14 protein-coding genes and 1 pseudogene (1 of these 15 only partly in view) are annotated in these 22,257 nt (G+C 70.2%); 1 reads left to right on the forward strand and 14 read right to left on the reverse strand.

The annotated features are described in order from the left end of the window. The 14 genes and pseudogenes from JM949_RS02615 to JM949_RS38945 form a co-directional block, all read right to left on the reverse strand. Nucleotides 1-5,450 (reverse strand): annotated as a pseudogene (locus tag JM949_RS02615) (amino acid adenylation domain-containing protein); its annotated part reaches 11,385 nt to the left of the window's first position; the annotation flags it as partial. A 95-nt stretch (nt 5,451-5,545) separates the two neighbouring features. Beyond that, nucleotides 5,546-6,013, reverse strand: coding sequence for a hypothetical protein (locus tag JM949_RS02620; protein WP_203146858.1), 468 nt, complete (start codon nt 6,011-6,013; stop codon nt 5,546-5,548). Next, nucleotides 5,923-6,501, reverse strand: coding sequence for a prephenate dehydrogenase/arogenate dehydrogenase family protein (locus JM949_RS02625; RefSeq protein WP_203146859.1), 579 nt, complete (start codon nt 6,499-6,501; stop codon nt 5,923-5,925). The genes JM949_RS02620 and JM949_RS02625 overlap by 91 nt, the downstream gene beginning before the upstream one ends. Next, the gene (pabB, locus tag JM949_RS02630; protein ID WP_203146860.1) at nt 6,498-8,603 is read right to left on the reverse strand and encodes an aminodeoxychorismate synthase component I; all 2,106 of its coding nucleotides are present in this window, start codon (nt 8,601-8,603) and stop codon (nt 6,498-6,500) included. Before pabB ends, JM949_RS02625 begins: the two co-directional genes overlap by 4 nt. 38 nt (nt 8,604-8,641) lie before the next feature. Then, complete coding sequence (locus tag JM949_RS02635; RefSeq protein WP_203146861.1) at nt 8,642-8,956, reverse strand: chorismate mutase family protein; 315 nt, start codon at nt 8,954-8,956, stop codon at nt 8,642-8,644. A gap of 35 nt (nt 8,957-8,991) precedes the next feature. Then, entirely contained in the window at nt 8,992-10,200 is a 1,209-nt protein-coding gene (locus JM949_RS02640) for a cytochrome P450 family protein (RefSeq protein WP_203146862.1), read from the reverse strand. 230 nt (nt 10,201-10,430) lie between these two features. Further along, on the reverse strand, nt 10,431-12,953 hold the full coding sequence (locus JM949_RS02645; RefSeq protein ID WP_203146863.1) for an ABC transporter permease: 2,523 nt from the start codon (nt 12,951-12,953) through the stop codon (nt 10,431-10,433). Then, nucleotides 12,953-13,726, reverse strand: coding sequence for an ABC transporter ATP-binding protein (locus JM949_RS02650; protein WP_238432444.1), 774 nt, complete (start codon nt 13,724-13,726; stop codon nt 12,953-12,955). The genes JM949_RS02645 and JM949_RS02650 overlap by 1 nt, the downstream gene beginning before the upstream one ends. A gap of 356 nt (nt 13,727-14,082) precedes the next feature. Further along, complete coding sequence (locus JM949_RS02655; protein WP_203146864.1) at nt 14,083-15,111, reverse strand: isocitrate/isopropylmalate dehydrogenase family protein; 1,029 nt, start codon at nt 15,109-15,111, stop codon at nt 14,083-14,085. A gap of 9 nt (nt 15,112-15,120) precedes the next feature. Next, nucleotides 15,121-16,290, reverse strand: a complete 1,170-nt coding sequence (locus tag JM949_RS02660; RefSeq protein ID WP_309231968.1) for a pyridoxal phosphate-dependent aminotransferase — start codon at nt 16,288-16,290, stop codon at nt 15,121-15,123. Next, complete coding sequence (gene leuD / locus JM949_RS02665; protein WP_203146865.1) at nt 16,287-16,922, reverse strand: 3-isopropylmalate dehydratase small subunit; 636 nt, start codon at nt 16,920-16,922, stop codon at nt 16,287-16,289. The genes JM949_RS02660 and leuD overlap by 4 nt, the downstream gene beginning before the upstream one ends. Nucleotides 16,923-16,933: 11 nt before the next feature. Next, nucleotides 16,934-18,331 carry a 3-isopropylmalate dehydratase large subunit gene (leuC, locus tag JM949_RS02670; protein ID WP_203146866.1) on the reverse strand — a complete coding sequence of 466 codons (1,398 nt, stop codon included), beginning with the start codon at nt 18,329-18,331 and terminating at the stop codon, nt 16,934-16,936. Further along, nucleotides 18,331-19,566: a LeuA family protein gene (locus JM949_RS02675; RefSeq protein WP_309231969.1), complete on the reverse strand. Its 1,236-nt coding sequence runs from the start codon at nt 19,564-19,566 to the stop codon at nt 18,331-18,333. Before JM949_RS02675 ends, leuC begins: the two co-directional genes overlap by 1 nt. A gap of 184 nt (nt 19,567-19,750) precedes the next feature. Then, nucleotides 19,751-20,707, reverse strand: coding sequence for an ArsR/SmtB family transcription factor (locus JM949_RS38945; RefSeq protein ID WP_309231970.1), 957 nt, complete (start codon nt 20,705-20,707; stop codon nt 19,751-19,753). A 606-nt stretch (nt 20,708-21,313) separates the two neighbouring features. On the opposite strand from JM949_RS38945, the gene JM949_RS36310 reads away from it, so the two are divergent. After that, the gene (locus tag JM949_RS36310; RefSeq protein WP_309231971.1) at nt 21,314-22,249 is read left to right on the forward strand and encodes an ATP-binding cassette domain-containing protein; all 936 of its coding nucleotides are present in this window, start codon (nt 21,314-21,316) and stop codon (nt 22,247-22,249) included. The last annotated feature ends 8 nt before the right edge of the window (nt 22,250-22,257 follow it).

The raw sequence follows: 22,257 nt of genomic DNA on the forward strand, positions 1-22,257 counted from the left end.
AGGTCGGCGGGCCGACCGGAGACGGTCTCGCCGAACAACACGTCGTCACGCCCGGTGAGGCGGCCGAGCAGGATGCCCCAGAGACCCTGCACCACGTTGTTGACGGTGAGGCCTTCCCGGCGGGCGGCGGCGAACAGCTCGGCCGCGAGTTCGTCGGGAACCGTCGACTCCAGGCGCTGCGGCAGCCCACCGTAGCCGTGGCCGCCGTCACCGAGCAGGCTCGGTTCGGCGACCCCGTCGAGGGCCTGCGCCCAGGCTCGCTCCGCCACGGAGCGGTCCTGCGCGGCCAACCAGGAGAGATAGTCGCGGTACGGCTCCACCGCCGGCAGCTCCGCGCCGGCCTCGCCGGCGGTGTAGAGCTCCAGCAGCTCCCCGGTCAGGATCTGCAACGACCAGCCGTCGAGGAGCATGTGGTGCGCCCCCATCAGCAGCCGGTGCAGGTCGTCACCGATCCGGATGAGGGTGAAGCGCAGCAGCGGTGGGCTCTGCAGGTCGAAGCGGTGGACCCGCTCGGCGTCGAGCAGCCGGTCCAGTTCGACAGCGCGCTCCGCCTCGGTGCGGTCGCGCAGGTCGATGGTGGTCCAGGGCACCTCCACCGTCGCGGGGATGACCTGCACCGGGCGGCCGTCCTCGGTGTAGGCGATCCCGGCGCGCAGGTTGTCGTGCCGTCGCACCAGGGCGTCCGCTGCGGTGCGCAGCGCGGCGACGTCCAGGTCGCCCCGGATGTCCATCGCGGCACGGGTGATGTAGACGTCGGCGGCGGACCGGTCGTACTCGGCGTGGAAGAGCAGCCCTTCCTGGAGCGGAGAGAGCGGCAGCACGTCGGTGAGGCCGGGATGCGCGTCCGCCAGCCGGTCCAGCTCCGCCTGTGACAGTTCGAGCAGCGGCAGGTCGGACGGGCTCAGCGCGCTGAGCGCCGGACCGTGCGCGACGTGCCTGGCCAGCACCTCGATCGCCCGGAACCAGGCGTCAGCCAGCCGTCGGGTCTCCTCCTCGCCGAGGTGACCGCTGGCCCAGGTCCAGGTCGCCTTGAGGACGTAGCCGTCGGGGCCGGGCACGGTGACCGCGTTGAGCATCATCGCGTACGGCATCGGCATCGCCGGGTCGGGATCACCGCCGATGCCCTCGTCCTCCACGCCGTTGTCGACGCGGCCCAGGTAGTTGAAGGCGATCTGCGGCTGGGGCAGCCGGGCCAGGACGGCGGCGGCGCGGGGGTTGAGGTACCGCAGCAACCCGTAGCCCAGACCGCTGTCCGGGATCGCTCGCAGCTGCTCGCGCACCGCCCGCACCGCGGCGGTCAGGGCGGCGCCGGTCAGTGTCCCGCCGGTCCGCGGGCCCGGATCCAGGTGCACCGGGTACAGGCTGGTCAGCCATCCGACGGTCCGGGACAGGTCGGTGCCGGCGACGCTCTCGTCCCGGCCGTGTCCCTCCCGGGCGACCAGCACACCGGTCCCGGTGCCCTGGTGGGACGAGCTGGATCGGGCCCGCCAGTCCGCGACGGCCACGGCGAAGGTGGCCAGCAGCACCTCGTCGATCTCGGCGTGCAGGGCGGCCGGCAGCGGGCCGAGTAGCGTCCGGGTCACCGTGGCCGGCAGCGTCACGGTCAACGAGCGGGCGGTCGCCGCCGTGTCGGTGCTCGGGTCGAGCGGCCGGTCCACCAGCAGCGGATCCGGGCAGCTCAGGATCTGCCGCCACAGCGGCAGCTGCCGGATGGTGCCCGGCTCGGCGGCGAGTGCGATCAGGTGCTGCGCCCAGCTTCGCAGCGAGGTTCCCACCGGCGCCAGTCGCACGGCCTCGCCGGCCTCCAGCGCGGCGAACGCCTCCGCGAGGTCGGGCAGCAGGATCTGCCAGGAGACCGCGTCGACGGCGAAGTGGTGCACGAACAGCAGCAGCCGTCCGGGGGTGTCGGCACCGGCGTCGAGCCAGACCGCCGACAGCAGCCGGCCCGCTGCGGGAGCGAGTCGGGAGATCGCCTCGTCCGACGAGCCCACCGGGGCGGTCGGGTCGTCGACCCGGACGTGGTCCAGGCAGTCCGCGGCCCGCACCGTTCCGCGCGGCCGCACCTCGAGGCTCCACTCGTCGATCTCCTCGAGCCGGTTCAGCCGCAGGCGCAGGGCGTCGTGGTGGTCGATCAGCGCCTGGAGGGCCGCGGCGACCTGGTCCCGGCTCAGTCCGGCCGGCACCGGCGCGGGCATCGCCTGGTGGAAGCGGTCGATCGGGCCGTTCTGGTCGTGCACCCAGTGCATGATCGGCAGCACCGGGACGGAGCCGGTGCCGTCGTCGCTGACCGGCGCCGCCGGCGCCTCCGGCTCGGCTGGCGGCGTCGACTCCGCGATCGCCTCGGCGAGACCGGCGACGGTCTTGCGGGTGAACAGGTCGCGGGGGCTGATCCGCAGCCCGGTCTTGCGGGCGCGGCTGACCAGCTGGATGGAGATGATGCTGTCGCCGCCGAGCTCGAAGAAGTTGTCGTCGATGCCTACCGTGGGCACCTTCAGGACCTCGGCGAAGAGCTGGCAGAGCTGCTCCTCCAGCGGGTTGCGAGGCTGCCGCCCGGTGCTCGACGGCTCGGTCTCCGGCTCCACCAGCGCGGCCCGGTCGAGCTTGCCATTCTCCGTCACCGGCAGCGCGGCGAGCGCAACCACCAGTGCGGGCACCATGTATTCCGGCAGCAGCTCGCCGACGTGCGCCCGCAACACCTCCGGGTCGACGACGTCCTGCGCCGTGGGCACCACGTAGGCGACCAGCTGCGGCTGGCCACCCGAGGCCGACCGGACGATCACCGCGGCCTGATCCACCGAGGGGTGCCGGGCCAGCGCCGACTCGATCTCGGCGAGCTCGACCCGGAACCCACGGATCTTGATCTGGTGGTCGCTGCGGCCGAGGAACTCCACGAGACCGTCGGCCCGCCAGCGCACCACGTCACCGGTCCGGTACATCCGGGCGCCGCCATCCTCGAAGGGGCAGGCGACGAAGCGGTGCGCGGTCAGCCCGGGGTGGTGCAGGTATCCCCGCGCCAACCGGCCGCCGGAGACGTAGAGCTCACCCGCGACACCCGGCGGGGTGGGGCGCAGTTCCGCGTCGAGCACGTAGACCCTGGTGTCCCGTACCGGCCTGCCGATCGGCGGTGGGTCGGACAGCCCGTCCAACGGATCGCTGTAGCTGACCGCGACGGTGTTCTCGGTGGGGCCGTACCCATTGGTCATCTGCCGTCCGCCGGACCATCGGCGAACCAGTTCGGCGGGCACCGCCTCGCCGCCGACGATCAGGTGCCGCAGGTCGGGCAGCTCCGTGGCCGGCGCGCTGGCCAGCACCGCCGGCGGGATGATCGCGTGCGAGACGCGACGCTCCGCCATCAGGGTGGCCAGCGGTTCGCCGGCGAGGGTGACCGGCGGCGGCACGACCAGGGCGGCGCCGGACAGCAGGGTCACGGTGAGCTCGAGCACCGACATGTCGAAGCTCGGCGAGCAGAACTGCAGCACCCGGCTGCCGACGCCCAGCCCGAACATGCTGATCTCGGTAGCGACGAAGTCAGCCATGCCGGCATGGCTGACCACGACGCCCTTCGGCTCGCCGGTCGAGCCGGAGGTGTAGATCAGGTACGCCGGGTTCGTCACCCGCAGCGGCACCGCTCGCTCGCCGTCACCGATCGGGCCGGCGTCGTACCCGGCGATCGCGGCCTGGACCGCCGGATCGTCGAGCACCACGACGGTCGCGCCCGGGGTGGGCGGGAGCGTGTCGACGAGAGCCGCGACGGTGAGCACCACCGCGGGGCGGGCGTCAGCCAGCATGTACGCGAGCCGCCCGGTCGGGTACTCGGGATCGAGCGGGAGGAACGCGGCACCGGCCTTCAGCACCGCGACCGTGGTCGACGCCGACTCCACCGAGCGGTACAGCATGAACGCGACGACGTGCTCGGGCCGCACGCCGAGCGTCATCAGGTGCCGCGCCAACTGGTTGGTGTTGGCGTCGAGCTCGGCGTACGTCAGCGACCGTCCGGCGGACTCCACCGCGACCGCCGCCGGATTCTCCGCGACCCGCTCGGCGAACAGCGCGGGGAACGTGGCTCGGGCCCGGGGCTCGCCGGTCTCGTTCCAGTCGGCCAGGATCCGGCCACGCTCCGCGGACGACAGCAGGTCGACCCGATCCACCGGCATCGTGAGGTCGGCGGCCATGGCGGTGAAGGCGCGCCGCAGCCGCTCGCCGAACCGCTGGACGTCGGCGGTGTCGAACATGTCCGGCCGGTAGCGCAGTTGCAGGCGGAGCTGCCCGTCCAGCACGTGCACGTTGGCGTAGAGGGGGTAGTGACTCGAGTCGAGCACGTCGAAGTGCACGATGTCCAGGTCGCCGGCGATCTTCTGGGCGGCGTCGAGGTCGAACGGGAAGTTGTCGAAGGCGACCGAGGTGTCGAACAGTTCGCCCTGCTGCCCGGCGACACGCTGCACGTCGGCCATGCCGAGGTACTGGTAGGGCAGCAGATCCTGCTGGTCGCGCTGCACCTGCTCGAGCATCCGCAGCAGCGAGGTGCCGGGCGCCAGGCGGACCCGCGCCGGCAGCGTGTTGATCAGCATGCCGACCATCCGCTCGACACCGGCGATCTCGGGTGGCCGGCCGGCGACGACCGTGCCGAAGACGACGTCCCGCGCGCCGGTCAGCGCGCCGAGCAGCATCGCCCAGGCGCCGTACACGGCCGTACCCATGGTCAAGCTGTGCCGGCGCAGGTTGGTGGCGAGTTCGGCGGTGACGTCGGCCGGGACTGTGACAACGACCTCCTCCGGCACCACGGCGGTACGGTTCGGCTCGACCGCGGTGAGCCGGGTCGGTCCGTCCATACCGGCGAGGGCGGCCTGCCACGCCGCCTCAGCCTTGCCGGAGTCCTGCCGGTTGAGCCAGGCCAGGTAGTCACGGAACGGCACGACCGGGGTCAGCCCGACCTCGGCGCCGGCCTGCTGGTAGAGCCGGAACAGCTCCTCCAGCACGAGCGCCATCGACCACCCGTCGAGCAGGATGTGGTGGAACGACATCAGCAGCCGGTGCCGACGCTCGCCGAGCCGGATCAGCACGAAGCGCAGCAGCGGCGGCTTGGCGAGGTTGTAGGAGCGCCGCTGCTCGGTGGACTGCACCCGGGCGAGTTCGGCGTCCCGCTCCTCGGCGGCGAGGCCGGTCAGGTCGACCTCGGTCCAGGGCAACGTCACGTCGCGCGCCACCACCTGCACCGGGCGTCCGCCCTTGGGTTGCAGGAAGCCGACCCGCAGGTTGGCGTGCCGACGCAGCAGCGCCTCCGTGCTGGCGCGCATGGCCGACGTGTCCAGATCGCCGTCGAGATCGAGGACCAGCTGAACGGTATAGACGTCTGGCGCCTGCTCGTCGTAAAGGGCGTGGAACAACAACCCTTCCTGCAACGGAGACAGCGGGAGAATGTCCTCAGGTGCCGATTGCGTCATTTCCAGCATCCTCCAACTCGCCTGCGGAAACGGCCGATCCGGGCAGACGCTACGGGCGTTGCCCGGCGGATTCCGGGGCGTATACAAGACTTGTAAGCACTTGGTCACCGGGTCGGCAGCTCGGCGAAAAGCCGCGCGCAAAGCTTCCGGTATTCGTCGAGGTGCGGACCGAAGAATTCGCGTATCCCGGCCAGTTCCGCGTGGAAGGCGGCCGAGTCGTCCCGGTCGATGAGGGCGGCAAGGCGGTGCAGGGTGGCGGCCAACGCCGCGCGGGCCGGACCGGCCAGCGGATTGCCGTGCTGCACGTCCCAGTAGACCTCGCTGGTGCCGCCGCTGATCCGGGCCAGCAGCGCGAGCAGCGTCTGGTGCGGCGGGGGGCCCACCGCTGCGATGGTGGCCAGGTCGAGACGCGGCTCCGCGCCCGCCGCGCCCGGGGCGAGGTCGGCCAGGGCCATCCCGAACCCGAGCACCGCGGCGTGGGTCAACGCCTGGGTCGTCGCCGCGATCTGGTCGTGCTCGGCCGGGCCGAGTTCGACGACCCGACCACCGAGCCGGTCGAGCAGACCGAGCATGGCTCGCGCTCGTGGACCGTCACGCAGGACAACCGCCGCGACGGCCGCCCGGGCAGCCCGAGCGAGGGCGCGAACATCGGGTTGATGCTCAGCACCTGCACCTGCACCGGGTCCGGGCCGGCACCGACGGCGGACGCGATGCGGCTCTTCACCGAGAGGGTGTCCACCAGCAGCGATCCCGGGGCGAGCAGCGTGAGCAGCGGCCCGATCACGGTGAGCGCCACCTGCTCGGGTACGGCGAGGACCACCGTGTCGGCGGCGGCCAACTCGGCGACGAGCGACGGTGGCGCCTCGCCGGCCGCGCTGAGCGCGGTGATGTCACCGGTCAGGTGGCGGTGGTCGGATCCGACCGGTGGCACCCGATCCACCAGGCACACCTCGGCGCCCGCGCCGGCGAGCAGGTCGGCGAGGAGTCCGCCGACCGCCCCCGCCCCGCCGACCACGACGCAACGGCGGGGAGCCGGTCGGTGCTCGACCCTCGGCGTCATGCCGGTCCGGTGGTCACGGCCGATCGGGGCGGAGACTGCTCGGTCGACGACGCGATCGCCGCGATCATTGCCCGTGCCTTCACCGCGGTCTCCTCCAGCTCCTCCTCCGGCTCGGAGAGGGAGACGATGGCGCCGCCCACACCGAAGGTGACCTTCCCCTCGGTGAGCACCATCGTCCGGATGACGATGCTGAGGTCCACCGCTCCGCTGAGCGCGAACCATCCCATCGCTCCGGAGTAGACGCCGCGCGGGCCGCCCTCCAACCGGTCGATGATCTCCATCGTCCGGATCTTCGGCGCTCCGGTCATGGAACCCCCCGGGAACGCCGCCCGGATGCAGTCGACCGCCGACACATCTTGGCGCAGGCGACCGCGGATGGTCGACACCAACTGGTGGACCTGGGCGTACGTCTCGACCACGAACGAGCGCGGCACGTGCACCGAGCCGATCTCGCAGACCGTGTTGAGGTCGTTGCGGACCAGGTCGACGATCATGAGGTTCTCCGCCCGGTCCTTCTCCCTGCCGAGCAGGTCGCGGCGCAGGTCGTCGTCCTCGGCGGCGGTGGCACCGCGCGGCCGGGTGCCCTTGATCGGCTTGGACTCGACCGCACCGTACGGATCGATCGTGAGGAACCGCTCGGGTGACGCGCTCAGCACGGCGACGTCCGGGAAGCGCAGGTAGGCACCGTACGGGACGGGGCTGATCGCGCGCAGCTTGGTGTATGTCGGCAACGGGTCGAGGTCCGCCTCGACGGTCATCTCGTTGGTCAGGCAGATCTCGTAGGACTCCCCGTCGCGGATCTCCGCCAGGCACTCGGCGATCTGCCGCAGATAGTCGTCCTTCTCCGCCCGCGGCTGGAGTTCCTGCCGCAGCGCCGCGGCACCCGCGGCCAGCGAGGCCGGCGCCGACCGGACGGCGTCCACCGGCTGATAGCTCGGCACCTCGGCGAGCGCCTGCTCGGTCTGGACCAACCACGCCTCGGCCAGCTCGGCCTGCTCGGCGTTGGAGCTCAGCGCGAGCAGATGACCGACCCGGTCGACGTGGTCCAGCACCAGCATCCGGTCAGCGAACAGCAGAGCCGCGTCCGGCGTCTCCGACCGGTGCGCGGTCGAGCCGCCGGTCTCGGCCTTCAGCTCGTATCCCAGGTAGCCGACGTAACCGAGGTTGAAGTCCGTCGGCAGACCGGCGGGCACGGGCACCTTGCGGAGCCGCAGCTGCTCGTCGAGGTACTCGAAGAACCCCTGCTGCCGGGTCTGCGTCCGGCCGTCGGAGCCGCGCACCGCGACACCCTCACCAACCCGGTACGTGACGTACTCGGCCAGTGGTCCGCTGCCGTCGCCCATGAAGGCGAAGCGCGACAGCCCTTCGATCACCGCGCTGGCGTCCAGCCAGAACCCGTGCTCCGCCCTGCCGAACAGCCGCTCGTACGCGCTTTCCGGGTCCGGCAGCCGTGAGATCATCCGGCTGTGCACACGGTAGGTCGGAGCGTGCTCCGCCGCCGAGCGGACGTTTATCGTCGAGCGGGGACGGTCCGCCTTGGCCAGGTCGGCGAAGTTGGCGAGCAGTTCCCGACCGTAGTCACTGTTGATCGACTCCGGGTGGAACTGGACTCCCCAGACCGGGAGGTCCCGATGACGCAGGCCCATGATGGTGCCATCGCTGGTCCAGGCGGTCGCCTGTAGTTCGTCGGGCAGTCCGGTGGCGACCAGCGAGTGGTAGCGGACCACCGAGAACGGCGACGGGATCCCGGCGAAGAGGTCGGTGCCGTCGTGGTGCACCGCCGAGACCCGGCCGTGCATCGGCTCCGCGGCGTGCACCACCGCGCCACCGAAGAGCTGGGCGATGCCCTGGTGCCCGAGGCACACCCCGAGCAGCGGCAGCCCCGACTCCCGGATGGCCCGCTGGCTGATCCCGAAGTCGCGTGGACGGTCGGGCCGTCCGGGGCCGGGCGAGACGATGATCCCGTCGAAGTCGGCGGTGGACAGCGAGTTCCAGTCGGTGTCGTTCCGCACCACCGTCGGCGCGCGGCCGGTGACCTCGCCGATGAGTTGGTGCAGGTTGTACGTGAACGAGTCGTAGTTGTCGATGAGCAGCGTGCGCATCAGGCGGCCCTCCTTCGTCGCGGCGCCGACGGGTGTGCCTAACCAGCCGGCTTGTCGCCGATGACCAGGTCCTCGATGCGGCAGGTCTCGGTGATGATCAGGTCGTAGAGGCTGTGCAGGAAGCTCTCGTCGATGCCGTGTTCGGCGCCGTAACGGGCTGCCCGCTGATGGACCAGGCCGACACGGTGCGGCTGCATCATCGGCACCCCGTGCAGGCGTTTGTACTCGGCGATCCGTACGCAGACGTCGAGCCTTCGGCGGATGGCGTCGAGCAGTTGGGCGTCGATCTGGTCGAGCTCGGATCGCAGCGCCACCAGGCCGTCGGTCTGGTGCGGGGCGTGCCCTGTCGACATGGCAGTTCCTTCCGGCTGTCCGCCGCGGCGCGGCGTCACCAACGAGCCGGCAGCGCGGCCAGGGGGCGGGCGAGAATCTGTTGCAGGTAACGCAGCTCGCTCGGCGCGACCGCGAGGTCGATCGACGGGAGTCGCTCGAAGAGCCGGTGTGCGCCCACCTCGGTGATCACCTTGGCCAGGTGCGCTCCCGAGCAGTAGTGGATGCCGTGACCGAAGCTGAGGTGTGGCGGCTTGGGTCGGTCGAGGACCAACTCCTCGGGGCGGTCGGGGAAACGCCGCTCGTCGTGGTTTGCCGACATCACCGAGATGACCACCACCTCGTCCGCCGGGATGGTCACGCCACCGATCTCCACCGGCGCCACGCTCACCCGGTGCAACGCGTCGCGGATCGGGTTGACGTAGCGGATCAGCTCATCCATCGCGGTGGTCCAGCGCTGCGGGTCGGCCAGCAGCGCGGCCCGCTCCGCCGGGTGGGTGAGCAGCGTCGCCAGGACGCCGCCGAGCAGACTGGCGGTGGTGTCGTTGCCGCCGCTGATCAGCGCGAAGCCGGTCGACAGGATCTCGGTGTGGGTGAGCTTCCGCTCGGGATCCGCCTGGAGCAACGCGGACAGCAGGTCGTCACCGGGCGCACGTTCCTTCTCGGCGATCAGGCCCGACATGCACTGCGACAGCTCCTCGATGTTCCGCTGGAGCCGCCCGGCCGGGTCGTCGACCGAGTAGGCGCGCAGCGCCTGCGACCAGCGCAGGAAGTCCGGCCACGCGTCGGCGGAGGCCCCGAGCAGCTCGGCGATGACGATCACCGGCAGCGGGTCGGCGTACTCGGCGATGAGATCGGCCGAGCCGCGTCCGGCCATCCGGTCGAGCAGCTCGCCGGCGATCTCGCCGATACGCGCACGCATCGACTCGGCCCGCCGGGGGGTGAAGGCGAAACTGATGGCCTTGCGCAGCGGTGTGTGCCGTGGCGGTTCGAGGTTGGCCAGGTGGTTGGAGTACTCGGCCGGCGGTGAGACCTGCCGGCCCAGGCGCTTCGACAGCAGCGCGTAGTGCACGTTGATGTCCCGGCTGAACCGGGGATCCGCCAACGCGGCCCGGGCGTCCTCGTAGCGGGTGATGATCCAGGCCCGACCGCCGTCGGGCATCGCGACCTCGCACACCGGGCGCTCTTCGCGGATGTGCTCGAGCACCGGATATGGATTCTGGATGAAATCGTTGGTGAGCATCCAGTACTTGGAAAGGGTGCGCATGCCGCTCCAGACGAATCAGAGGTGAGCGGAATCGAATTCCTTTTTCGATGCCATTTCTTGGCCCGCCCGCAGGTGCCGCCCGATGCCGGGGTGTGATGCCGATCAGTGTGCTGACCACGACGGCGCCGACGCCATGCCAGATCGAAAGCGTGAAAGCCGCGACAGCAGGCAGCACGCCGGCCGGAGCCCGCAATTCGCGGACTCCGGCCGGGAGGTGCTGTGGCGGTTTCTCAGGCGTGCCGGACGGCCGCCAGAATGTTGAGCTTCGCGGCGCGGCCCGCCGGGGCCAGCGCGGCGAGCACGCCGACCACCGCCGCGGCGACCACATAGACCAGCATGAGCTGCCAGGGCAGCGCCATCTGGTTGATGCCCTGACTCTTGAGCGCCTGCACCAGCGCCAGGCCCAGGCCGGCTCCCAGGACGACGCCGAGCACCGCACCGAACAACGACATGACCACCGATTCGACCATGATCATCCGACGGACGTCGCCTCGGTACATGCCGATCGCGCGGAGCATCCCGAATTCGTTGGTCCGTTCGAGCACCGCCAGCACGAGCGTGTTGACCACACCCAGAATCGCGATGATCATCGCGACCGCGAGCAGCACCTGGACGACGGCGACGATCAGACCGATGGCCGAACCCGCCTGGTCGATCAGCTCCGACCGGGTCCGCACCTCAACCTCGGGGTTGTCCCGCAGCAGCGCGACGACCTCGGACTTGGTGGCGGTCAGTGGCGCGCCCTCGCGCAGCTTCACGTAGGCCTGGTTCGGCTGGTCGGTCCGGAAGCCGGTGCTGGCGAAGCTCCACGGCAGCACGATGCCGTCAGCGACCTGGGTGTCTCCGAAGACCCCGCCGACCTCGAGCGTTCGCTCCTCACCCCGGCCCAGCTGAACCGTGAGTTGATCGCCGGTCTTGGCGTCGAGCCGCTTGGCGGTGCCCTCGTTGAGCAGCACCTTGTCGGTGCTGAGACCACCGGCGACGAACTGGACCGAGGCGATCTTCGTCAGTGCCGAGACGTCGTCCCACGACAGAACGTAGTCGTCCTTGCCGTTGACCTTCGCCGGTTCGAACGCGTACCCGGCCACCGCTGCCACGTCGGGCAGCTCCCGCATCCGCCGCAGCGACTCCGGGTTGATGGTGGGCGGAACCGACCCGGCCGAGACCGCACCGCTGTTGACGATCAGCTCGGCCTTGAGGTTGGCGTCCACCACGTGCGTGGCGGTGCTCTGCAGCGAACTCAGGACCGTGCTGACGATGGTCACCAGCATGACGCCGATCATCAACGACACGGCGGTCAGCGCCGTCCGGCGCGGGTGCCGCGTCGCGTTGAGCCGGCCCAGTCGCGCCGGCACCGACCGGGTCAGGCCACCGACGAGGCTGATCACCGGAGCGATGAGGACGGGCGTGACCAGGATGACTCCGACGAACGTCAACAGCGCACCGCCGCCGACCGCGGCGATCGCGTCACCAGCCAGACCGGCGCCGATGACAGCGGCTCCGGCGACCAGCAGGACCGCACCGATGATGGTGTTGACCTTGCTCGGCCGTTCCTTCTGGGTGGTCAGGCGCATGGCGGCGACCGGCGCCACCCGGGAGGCGCGCGCCGCGGGGAGCAGCGCGGACAGCAGGGTCACCCCGACACCGACCAGGAACGAGACGACCAGCGCCGCGATCGGAAGCTGGAAGCCGGCTATCGGCACCCCGTCGTCGCCACTGGCGAGCGCGGACGCGGCGAGCCGGCCGACCAACAGACCGAGGGCGAACCCGCCGATCCACGAGAGGAAGCTGACGATCAGCGCCTCGAGCAGCACCGACCGGCGTACCTGGCCCCGACCCGCGCCGATCGCCCGCAGCAGCGCCAGCTCCTTGGTGCGCTGGGCCACCACGATCGAGAACGCGTTGGCGATCAGGAAGACGCCAACCAGAACCGCGACACCGGCGAAGCCGAGGAGAACGTAGGTGATGCCGGTGAAGGTGCCGCGCGCCGGACCGGAGGCGTCGTGCGCGACCTCGGTACCCGTGCGGACCAGGAAGCCGTCGCCGAGTGCGTTGCGCACGTCGGCCTTCACCTTGCCGGTGTCGGCCCCGGGGGCCAGCCGGACATCGATCGAGCTGAACGCACCGGGCGCGCCGAGCATCAGCTCCTGGGCGGTCGGCAGCGCGAAGCTGATCGTCTGCTCGCCGTTGACGAGATCGTCACGCCCTTCGTAGGTCGCGATGCCGACCACTGTGAACTGCTGTCGCGGCTTCATCGTGAGGACACCGACGGCGTCGCCAACCCGGTAGCCGGTCTCCTTGGCCAGCCCGGCGTTGATGACGATCTCGCCGGGCGCGGCCGGCGCCCGGCCCTCGGTCAGCGTCGCCCCGCTCCCCTCGGCCCAGGAGACGCCGATGCGCTGCCCGCTCGTCTCCGGCACCCGGCCGTCGCGGCCGATGATGCGTGCGCCGTTGGCCCGCACCTCACCGCGGGCGCTGGCGACGCCGGAGACGCCGGACGTCCGGGCGACGACTGTGTCGTCGAGCGGGACGGGCGGCGCGGTCCCCGGATCGCCGCCGAGCGGCGAGGCCGCCGTCACCTGTAGCTGGATCCGCTCGAACGCCGAGTTGAACGCGGTGTCGAAGGACCGATTGAGCGTGCTCTGTAGCACCAGTGCCGCCGACACGAAGGTGACGGCCAGGATGATGGCTATCGCGGAGAGCGCCAGGCGCAGCTTGCGGCCCAGGAGGCTCTTGAGTGTCGCGCGCAGCATCAGGCCGTCTCCATCACGCGGTTGGCGTTGGCGTCGAGCTGCTTGATGGTGTCGAGGACAACGTCCTCGGTCGGGTCGTTGATCTCGCTGACGATGTTGCCGTCGGCCAGGAAGACCACCCGGTCGGCGTAGGACGCCGCATTGGGGTCGTGGGTCACCATGACGATGGTCTGGTTGAACTCGCGCACCGACGCCCGGAGAAAGCTCAGCACCTCCGCGCCGGACCGCGAGTCGAGGTTACCGGTCGGCTCGTCGGCGAAGATGACGTCCGGACGGGACAGCAGCGCCCGCGCGCAGGCAACTCGCTGCTGCTGGCCGCCGGACAGCTCCGACGGCCGGTGGCCGAGCCGCGGACGCAGCCCGACGGTGTCGACCACCCGATCGAACCACTCCTGGTCGTGCTTGCGGCCGGCGATCGCCAGCGGCAGCAGGATGTTCTCCTGCGCGGTCAGCGTGGGCAGCAGGTTGAACTGCTGGAAGATGAAACCCACCCGGTCCCGGCGCAGCTGGGTGAGCTGCTTGTCGGACATGCCGGTCAGCGTGGTGTCGCCGACGAACAGCTCGCCCCGGTCGACGGTGTCGAGCCCGGCGAGGCAGTGCATCAGGGTGCTCTTGCCGGACCCCGAGGGCCCCATGATGGCGGTGAACTTGCCGGCCTCGACGCTCAGGGTGATCCCGCGCAACGCGGCCACCTCGGTCTCGCCGCTGCCGTACACCTTCCACACGTCGACCGCGCGGGCGGCAGCCGGCTGCGCCGCATCCAAAACGCTCATGGTGATCCTCCAATGTCGCTGTTCGTTGGTCGTCGGTACCGCTTCGATGCCCGGGAGCGATCCGGCACAGCTGGCACCAGAGCGTGTCCACTCCCGCCCCGCCGTGCGGAGCGCCGAATGTGCCCGGGCCTGCCGGTCCACCGCCGACCAGGCGGTCCAACCGGCCGCGGCCGCGCCCGCGACGCCGACCGGGGCGTGGCGGGGACGGCCGCGGCGGGCGGAACACCGTGGACACGGCAGGCCGGGTGCGAACTGGGCATGGGCCAAGTCTGCTGAGGCCTGGTTACCCGCACATGTGCCGAACCGCCCCTTCCACAACCACGGCAGTGGCACGGGGGTGCCGATCGGCACAGCCCCTAGCCGAGTTCGGCCAGCACCGCGGCACCGACCTCCTTGGTGTGGAGATCGCCGCCGAGATCCGGGGTGCACCGACCGGCTGTCACGGTGGCCTCGACCGCGCGGGTGAGCGCCCGCGCCTGCTCCTCGCGCCCGATCCGCGCCAGCAGCATCGCTCCGCTCAGGATGGCGCCGAGGGGGTTGGCGACACCGGTGCCGGCGATGTCGGGCGCGCTGCCGTGCACCGGCTCGTACAGGCCGTACCCGGTGTGCGGGTTGATGTTCGCCGACGCCGCCGCACCGATGCCGCCGGCCACCTCGGCCGCCAGATCGCTCAGGATGTCGCCATAGGAGTTGTTGGTCACGATGACGTCGAATGACGCCGGGTCCGAGACCAGCTTCATCGCGGCCGCGTCGACATAGAGGTGGGTCACGGGCACGTCAGGGTTCCGCTGCTTCGCCTCCGCCCAGCAACGCTGCCAGAGGCTTCCGCCGGACCGGACCGCGTTGGACTTGTCGACCAGGCACACCCCCCGTCTGGCGATCGAGAAGGCGTACTCCAGGACGCGGTCGATCCCGTAGTAGGTGTTCACCTCCGCGTCGATCGCGACCGCCTCGGTCGATCCGGACCGGAGGATGCCGCCGATTCCGGCGTACAGCCCCTCGGTGTTCTCCCGCACGATCACGCAGTCGATGTTCCGCCGCTGTTCGTCGCGCAGCGGGCTCAGCCGGGCGTCGAGCAGCCGGGCCGGGCGATGGTTGACGTAGAGGTCGAGGTCGGACCGCAGGCGTAGCAGGACGCCCCGGGCATACTCGGAGGACGTCACCCGCGGATCACCCACCGCCCCCAACAACGTGCCCTGGCTGGCACTCACGCGTCGGAAGTCCACATCGGAGAGCGCGACGCCGGTACGCAGGAACGTGCTCGCGTTCACGTGGTCCAGTACGTCGAACTCCAGGCCGGTACCGAGCCCGTCCATGACGACCAGCGCCTGCTCGATGACCTCGGGACCGATTCCATCGCCCGGAATGACAGTGATGACGGACAAGCTCGCTCCTCAGCTTTTCCGGGCCAGGCCCGACAGGTTCTGCCTGGCCGCCTCGAGCGTCTCGATCGACCTGTTGAACGCGATGCGGACGAACTGCCGACCGCGCTCGGCATCGGCGAAGAACGGCGCCGCCGGCACGAGCAGCACCGCGTTCTCCTCCAGCAGGCGCGCGACGAACTGGTTGCAGTTCTCGTCGGTGACCCGGCTGATGTCCCCGAACAGGAAACATCCGCCGTCCGGAGGTCGAATCTCCAGGCCGAGGCCGGTGAAGATGTCGATCGCCAGGTCCCGACGCACGGCCAGCTCGCCAGCCGGTCGCCACCACTCTCCGGCCACCACCCCGGCGCGGCCGGCCGCCAGTTGCAGCGGCGCGGCGGTGCCGCTCGTGGTCACCTCGTGCAGCCGTCGGAACACGGCCGTGCGGTCCGCGGCAGCCCGGAGGTACCCGAGTCGCCACCCGCTCACCGCCAGGCTCTTCGACAGCGACCCGATCACGACGCCCCGCTCCCGCAGTCGCGGGACGTCCGACACCGACAGGTGCACCCGGTTGTCGAAGACCAGGTGCGAGTACACCTCGTCGGAGATGACTGTGACGTCCCACCGCTCGGCCAGATCCGCGATCTCGTTGAGTTCGTCGAGGCTCAGCATCCGGCCGGTGGGGTTGCTCGGGGTGTTGAGCAGGATCGCCCTGGTGCGCGGCCCGAACGCCGCCGCCAGCTCGGCGGGATCGAAGTCCCACGTCGGCGGCCGGAGGCGGACGAACCGGGGAATGGCGCCGGCGAGCGCGATGGCGCTGACGAAGTTCTCGTAGAACGGCTCCAGCACGATCACCTCGTCGCCCGGGTCGACCGAACCGAGCAGCGCTATGCAGAGCGCCTCGGTCCCACCGACCGTCACCGTCACCTCGGTTTCCGGGTCGGGCGGGGTGTTCAGCGACTTGGCGATCTCCTTGCGGAGGCTCGCCGCGCCCACCGGCGCCTCGTACTGGTTGTAACCCGACCGGAGGGCGGAGATCGCCTCCTCGATGAGAACCTGTGGCGTGTCGGGAAAGCTCGGCGTACCCACCGCGAGGTTGATCGCGTTCCGGTCCCGGGCCAGCACGAGCAGCTCCGCCAGGCTGCTGCCTTGTAGCTGGGATGCTCGTTCGGAGATGTACCCGCGCCGGGTCGCGGCCGTCACCGGGCCACCCCGTGCTCGGCGGGCCGTCCGGTCGCGAGCTCGCCCCGGCGCAGGGCCGGCAGCCAGGAGTGGCGGCGCCCCTCGTACTCCCCGATCGCCTGCGCCGAGCCGAGCGTGACGCCGATGTCGTCCAGCCCGTTCAGCAGCAGCCAACGTGCTCGCCTGTCGACCTCGAACGTCCAGGTTCCCCCGTCCGCCCGGACGTCGCGGCGGTCCAGGTCGATCTCGATCTCGAAGGCGGGGTCGCGCTCCGCGCAGCCGGCCAGACGCTCGACGACGTCAGGGCTCAGGGCCACGGCCAGCAGTCCGTTCTTGAACGCGTTGCGGAGGAAGATGTCGCCGAAGCTGGTGGCGATCACCGCTCGGAAACCCCAGTCCCGCAACGCCCACACCGCATGTTCGCGCGAGCTGCCCGTACCGAAGTTGTGCCCGGCCACCAGCACGGACGCGCCGGCCCGCGCTGGGTCGTTCAGGACGAACTCGGGATCCTCACGCCAGTTCGCGAACAGCGTGTCGGCGTACCCGGTCTTGGTCAACCGCTTGCAGAACTCCGCCGGGATGATCTGGTCGGTGTCGACGTCGCTGCGACCAAGCGGTGCGGCTCGTCCGGTGTGGGTCGTGAATACCTGCATGTAAGCCTCCGTCAGAGATCACTGGGCGCGGCGAGACGACCGGTCACGGCGGTTGCCGCCGCGACCGCCGGGGAGACCAGGTGGGTGCGTGCGCGGGTGCCCTGCCGACCCTCGTAGTTGCGGTTGGACGTCGACGCGACCCGCTCGCTGCCCTGCAACCGGTCGGAGTTCATGCCCATGCACATCGAGCATCCGGACAGCCGCCACTCGGCACCGGCCTGCTGGAAGATGATGTGCAGCCCTTCCTCCTCCGCCTCGCGGCGAACGTCCATCGACCCGGGCACGACAAGCATCCGGACCCGGGGCAGGACCTGCCGGCCCTTGATCACCTCGGCGGCGGCGCGCAGGTCCTCGATCCGTCCGTTGGTGCAGGAGCCGAGGAACACGGTGTCGATCTCGAGCTGGCGCATCGGGGTCGCCGGGGCAAGCCCCATGTACTCCAGGGCCCGCTCGGCGGCGGCGCGCTGCGTCGGCTCGCTCAGGGTGGCCGGGTCGGGCACGCTGTCGCCCAGCGGCACCGCCTGGCCGGGGTTGGTCCCCCAGGTCACGAACGGCGTCAGGTCCGACACGTCGAGGGTGACCTCGTGATCGAAGACGGCGCCCTCGTCGGTCCGCAGCGTCCTCCAGAAGGCCAGCGCCTCGTCCCACGCGGCGTCCTGCGGCGCCACCCGGCGGCCCCGCAGGTACTCGAAGGTGCGCTCGTCCGGGGCGACCAGACCGGCCCTGGCACCCGCCTCGATGCTCATGTTGCACATGGTCATCCGGCCCTCGACCGACATCGCGTCGACAACCGGTCCCCGGTACTCCAGGACGTAGCCGTGCGCGCCGTTCGCACCCAGGCTGGCGATCAGCGCCAGGATGAGGTCCTTCGGGGTGACGTCAACCGGGGGCAGCCCGACGAAGTTGACCGCCATCGTCCTGGGGCGTACCAACGCGAGCGTCTGGGTGGCGAGGACGTGCTCGACGTCGCTGGTGCCCACGCCGAACGCCAACGCGCCGAACGCGCCGTGGGTCGACGTGTGGCTGTCCCCGCAGACGACAGTCATGCCCGGCTGCACCAGTCCCAGCTCGGGCGCCACCACGTGCACGATCCCCTGCCGGGCGTCGCCGTGCGGCAGGTGCTCGATGCCGTACCGCGAACAGTTGTCGCGCAGCTGTTGGACCTGGGCGCGGCCCATGGTGTCGCGGATGAAGAGGCTGTCCGTGGGTACGTTGTGGTCCTCGACGGCCAACGTCAGGTCGGGTCGCCGCACGGCGCGCTCGGCGAGCCGCAGCCCGTCGAAGGCCTGCGGTGAACTCGCCTCGTGGATCAGGTGCAGATCGATGTAGAGCAGGTCCGGCTCACCCGGCGCCCGGTGGACGACGTGCTGATCCCAGATCTTCTCCACCAGGGTGACGGGACCGACCATCAGCGCTCACCGCCGGTGGTGGCCAGCTGCTTGTCGGCCAGCCGACGGCCGATGATCGCGCGGACCACGTCACGGTCGATGCAGTCGCCGCCCACCCGCCCGGCGATGTACTCCTCGTACAGCTCCTCGACCAGGACGTCGTCGACCGGGGCGCCGATCTCGTCGAACAGGTTCCGGATGACGTTGCGACCGGAGTGACGTCCGATCAGGATCGTCCGCCTGCGGCCGAACCTGGCCGGCTCGGCGTACTCGTACGTGATCGGGTTGCGCAGCATGCCCGCCTGGTGGATGCCCGCCTGAGTCGCGAACGCGTTCGTTCCGAAGATCGCCTTGTTCCGGGGCGCCTGCAGGTCGATCGTCTCGCAGAGCAGTTGGAACGCCTCGAAGAGTCCCTCGGTCCGCAGCGTCGTGCTGACGTTCAGCTGTTCGTGCTTGTAGACGAGGACGGCGGCCAACTCCTCGAGGGGCGTGTTGCCGGCCCGCTCGCCGATTCCGGCCAGGGTGGCCTGCACCTCGTCCGCACCGGCTTCGACACCGGCGAGCGCGTTGGCCAGGGACAGCCCGAAGTCGTGGTGGCAGTGGGTGGAGATGATCACCGAGGGCGGTATCCAGGACCTGATCCGACCGATCAGGTCACCGAACTCGGCGGGCAGCATGCAGCCGGTGGTGTCGGCCACGATGATGGTGCCGGCGCCCTCCTGAACGGCAACGTCGATCAATGGGCGGAGCAGATCGTCGGTGCCGCGGCTGGCGTCCTCGACGCCGAGGGAGATGTCGGTGAAGCCGAGCGAGCGGGCGTATCGGAAACTGTCCGACACCTCGCGGAGCCCTTCCGCGCGGGTGATGCCCCGCTTGTGTTCCAGATGCACGTCGCTGCCGGTCACCATGATCTGGATCTGGTGGTTCTCGACGCCGCCGGACTCCGCCGCCGCGTTGATGTCGTCGATGGTCGCCCGGTTGAGCGTCGCCACCTTCGCAGTCGTCAGCGCCTGCGAAATCAGCTGCGTGGCCTTGAAGTCACTCGGCGACGAGCTCGGAAAACCGGCTTCGATGGTGTCCACGCCGAGCGATTCGATTGCCAATGCCACCTCCAGCTTCTGCTCCGGCGACATCGCATTTCCGGGTGCCTGCTCCCCGTCGCGCAGCGTCGAGTCGAAAACCCTCAGACGCCGTGGTTCTGTACTCATGCCCGCTCCATTCTTTACTGGATACCGTGCGCTGGCGAACTGACTCACACCAGGCGGCATGCCTCCACAACGCCAGCATCCACAGAATTCTTATCGCCGGAGCACGGCGCAATGCCTTTAAGCCGAGCCTGAAATCGTCGATTCGACGCCTTTGTGGATTAGCGCGGACATGCTAATTGCCGCGCCCGGCAATGGCCGGCGCGGTGGTCAATCCCGCTGGGGTGTCCGCTGGTTAGTTCGTCGCGGTCGGAACTCTCAGCCGGGACAGCGGTTCAGGTCGGATCGGCGGGTCGCAGTCGTACGCCATCCCGAGAAGCACCGCGGCGCCGAGTCCGGTCAGGGTGTGCAGCACCGTCTGACGATTTCGGCGAGTCGTGATGAGCCCGGCCTGACGGAGTACCGCGGTGTGCTGACTCACTCCCGCCGAGGAGATGCTCAGTTTGTCGGCCAGTTCTCCGGTCGTGCAGCTGTCGGCGAGTGTCCGAAGGATGCCGGCCCGGGTTCGGCCCAGCAACGACTCGAGCGCCTGACCCCCGTCGTCCGCCCCGTTCCAGAGCCTCGGGGCCGTCTGCCGATCCGGCGGCACCGAGAAGAACAGGACCGGCGGATCCGTCGACGGTTGCACGTCGAGCAGGACGCAGCATCGGGTCGGCAGGAACAGCGACGGCGCCAGGATCAGGCCGCGGCCGTTGAGATGAACGATCCCGGGCTGGTCGAGCGGCAACTCCAACACCGGCAGTTCCCAGCGGGCGCCGGCGTGCAGCATCGACAGGAGCTTCTCGACCCCGCCGTTGACCAGGACACGGCCGCGGGCATCCCGCTCCGCCTCCAGGTACCGGCGGATCCGTCCCCAGTACGGCAGGATGGCGGTGCGGCAGAAGTCCTGGATCGCCATCGTGGCCGCCTGCCGGCTGAGACCCGCGGCGCTGAGGCGGTTGTCGTCCACGGCGGAGGGCCCCTGCAGCAACCACAGGAGGTCGGGAATGGGGCGCAGACGCTGCTGCAGCAAAATGCTCGCGACCGATCTGGTCCGGCTGGACTCGCGTACCCGCTGACGCCAATCCTCATAGACCACGCTGCTCGGGCGACTGAGCAGATCGAACGCGAACACCCCTTCCGTGAGCGGCCCCAGAGTGATCGTCAACCTCACCCGGGACAGATCCCGGTCAGTGAAGTAGATCTTCGCCACGACACCCCCATTGGCGTTGCGGGATATCACCGAGCGGATGAGACTGGGTTCGCGGACGGCGGGCCGGCACATTCCCACCGGCCGACGGCCGAACCCAACCAGGGAGGAGACCGGCCTCCGGCAGCGATATCGAAATTCCGAAATTCGCCACCGGAGCCAGCGTCGTGCGGTTTCGCGGCACCACGGCCGCCGCGATATGCGTCGCGCGCTGGTTCTGGGTGCTGGGCAACCCCATGGAGTCCCTTTCCGCGGATACGAGCGGCAGCCGCCAGCCGCAAACTCCGGCGCTCGGCGGCGAAGGCCCCTCGGATCCCCGAGCCGGTCTGGGCGCCACTCCTCGTACGGGCAAGCAAAGCAATCCGGTTGTCCGGCCCTCAAGGACACATCAAAAAGTCAATCCTTGGCCGGCCTGGTCGGCGGTCGGGGTTCGGCACCTGCTGGGCGACCAGGATCAGCCGCACCCGTTCACCACGAAGCGGCGATTCAAATTCTTTTCCGGCCCGGCTACCCGCGGCGTCGTCGCCAGTAGCGTCGAGCCCGGCGGTACTGGTCCCGGCCCGGCCGTTTCTCTGCTCGCCGGGCTGGAGCGGAAGGCCGGTAACCGGCGTGATCGAAGTAGCTGGGTTGACCAAGGCGTTCGGCGCCACCAGAGCGCTGGAGGGGGTCAGCTTCACCGTGCCGGAGGGAACCGTCCTCGGCCTGATCGGGCACAACGGCGCCGGCAAGACCTCTTTGATCAACATCCTGAGCACCCTGCTCCCACCCACCAGCGGGACCGCCCGGGTCGCCGGCTACGACGTGGTCAGACAGGGGGCGCAGGTCCGGGCACGGATCGGCCTGACCGGACAGTTCGCGTCGATCGACGAAACCATGTCGGGACGGGACAACCTCATCCTGCTCGCCCGGCTACTCGGGGCCGGCCGCCGGGCGGCCGCCAGTCGGGTCGCCTACCTCCTGGAGATCTTCCGCCTCTCGACGGTCGCCAACCGGGCGGCGCGTACCTACTCCGGCGGGATGCGGCGGCGGCTCGACCTCGCCGCCAGCATCGTCGGACGCCCTCAGGTGATCTTCCTCGACGAGCCCACCACCGGTCTGGACCCGGAGGCCCGGCACGACGCCTGGGACCTGGTGCAACAGCTCGTCGACGACGGCACCACCGTGCTACTCACCACCCAGTACCTGGAGGAGGCGGACCGGTTGGCGAAGTCCATCGTCGTGCTGGCGGCCGGACGGGTGCTCGCCTCCGGCACGCCCGCACAGCTCAAGGCCGAGGTGGGAGAGCGGTCCGTCACTGTCGTCCTGGGCGACGGCGCGGTCGGTCCGGCCGCGCTGGCCGCGCTCGAACGAGCCAACCTGACCGGCACGTACGACCGGGCCCGTCGCAGCGTCACCGTGCCCATCCACGACGCCGCGATGGTGGCCGAGGTGGTGGGCTGCATGAACGAGGCCGGCGCCCGACTGGACGGACTCACAGTTGTCGAGCCCACCCTGGACGACGTCTACCTGAGTCTCAAGGGCAGCGCCGCCACCGGTTCCGAATGATCACCAAC

Origin of the sequence: Micromonospora tarensis (genome assembly GCF_016803395.1) — a bacterium.
In the GTDB taxonomy this organism is placed as follows: domain Bacteria; phylum Actinomycetota; class Actinomycetes; order Mycobacteriales; family Micromonosporaceae; genus Micromonospora; species Micromonospora tarensis.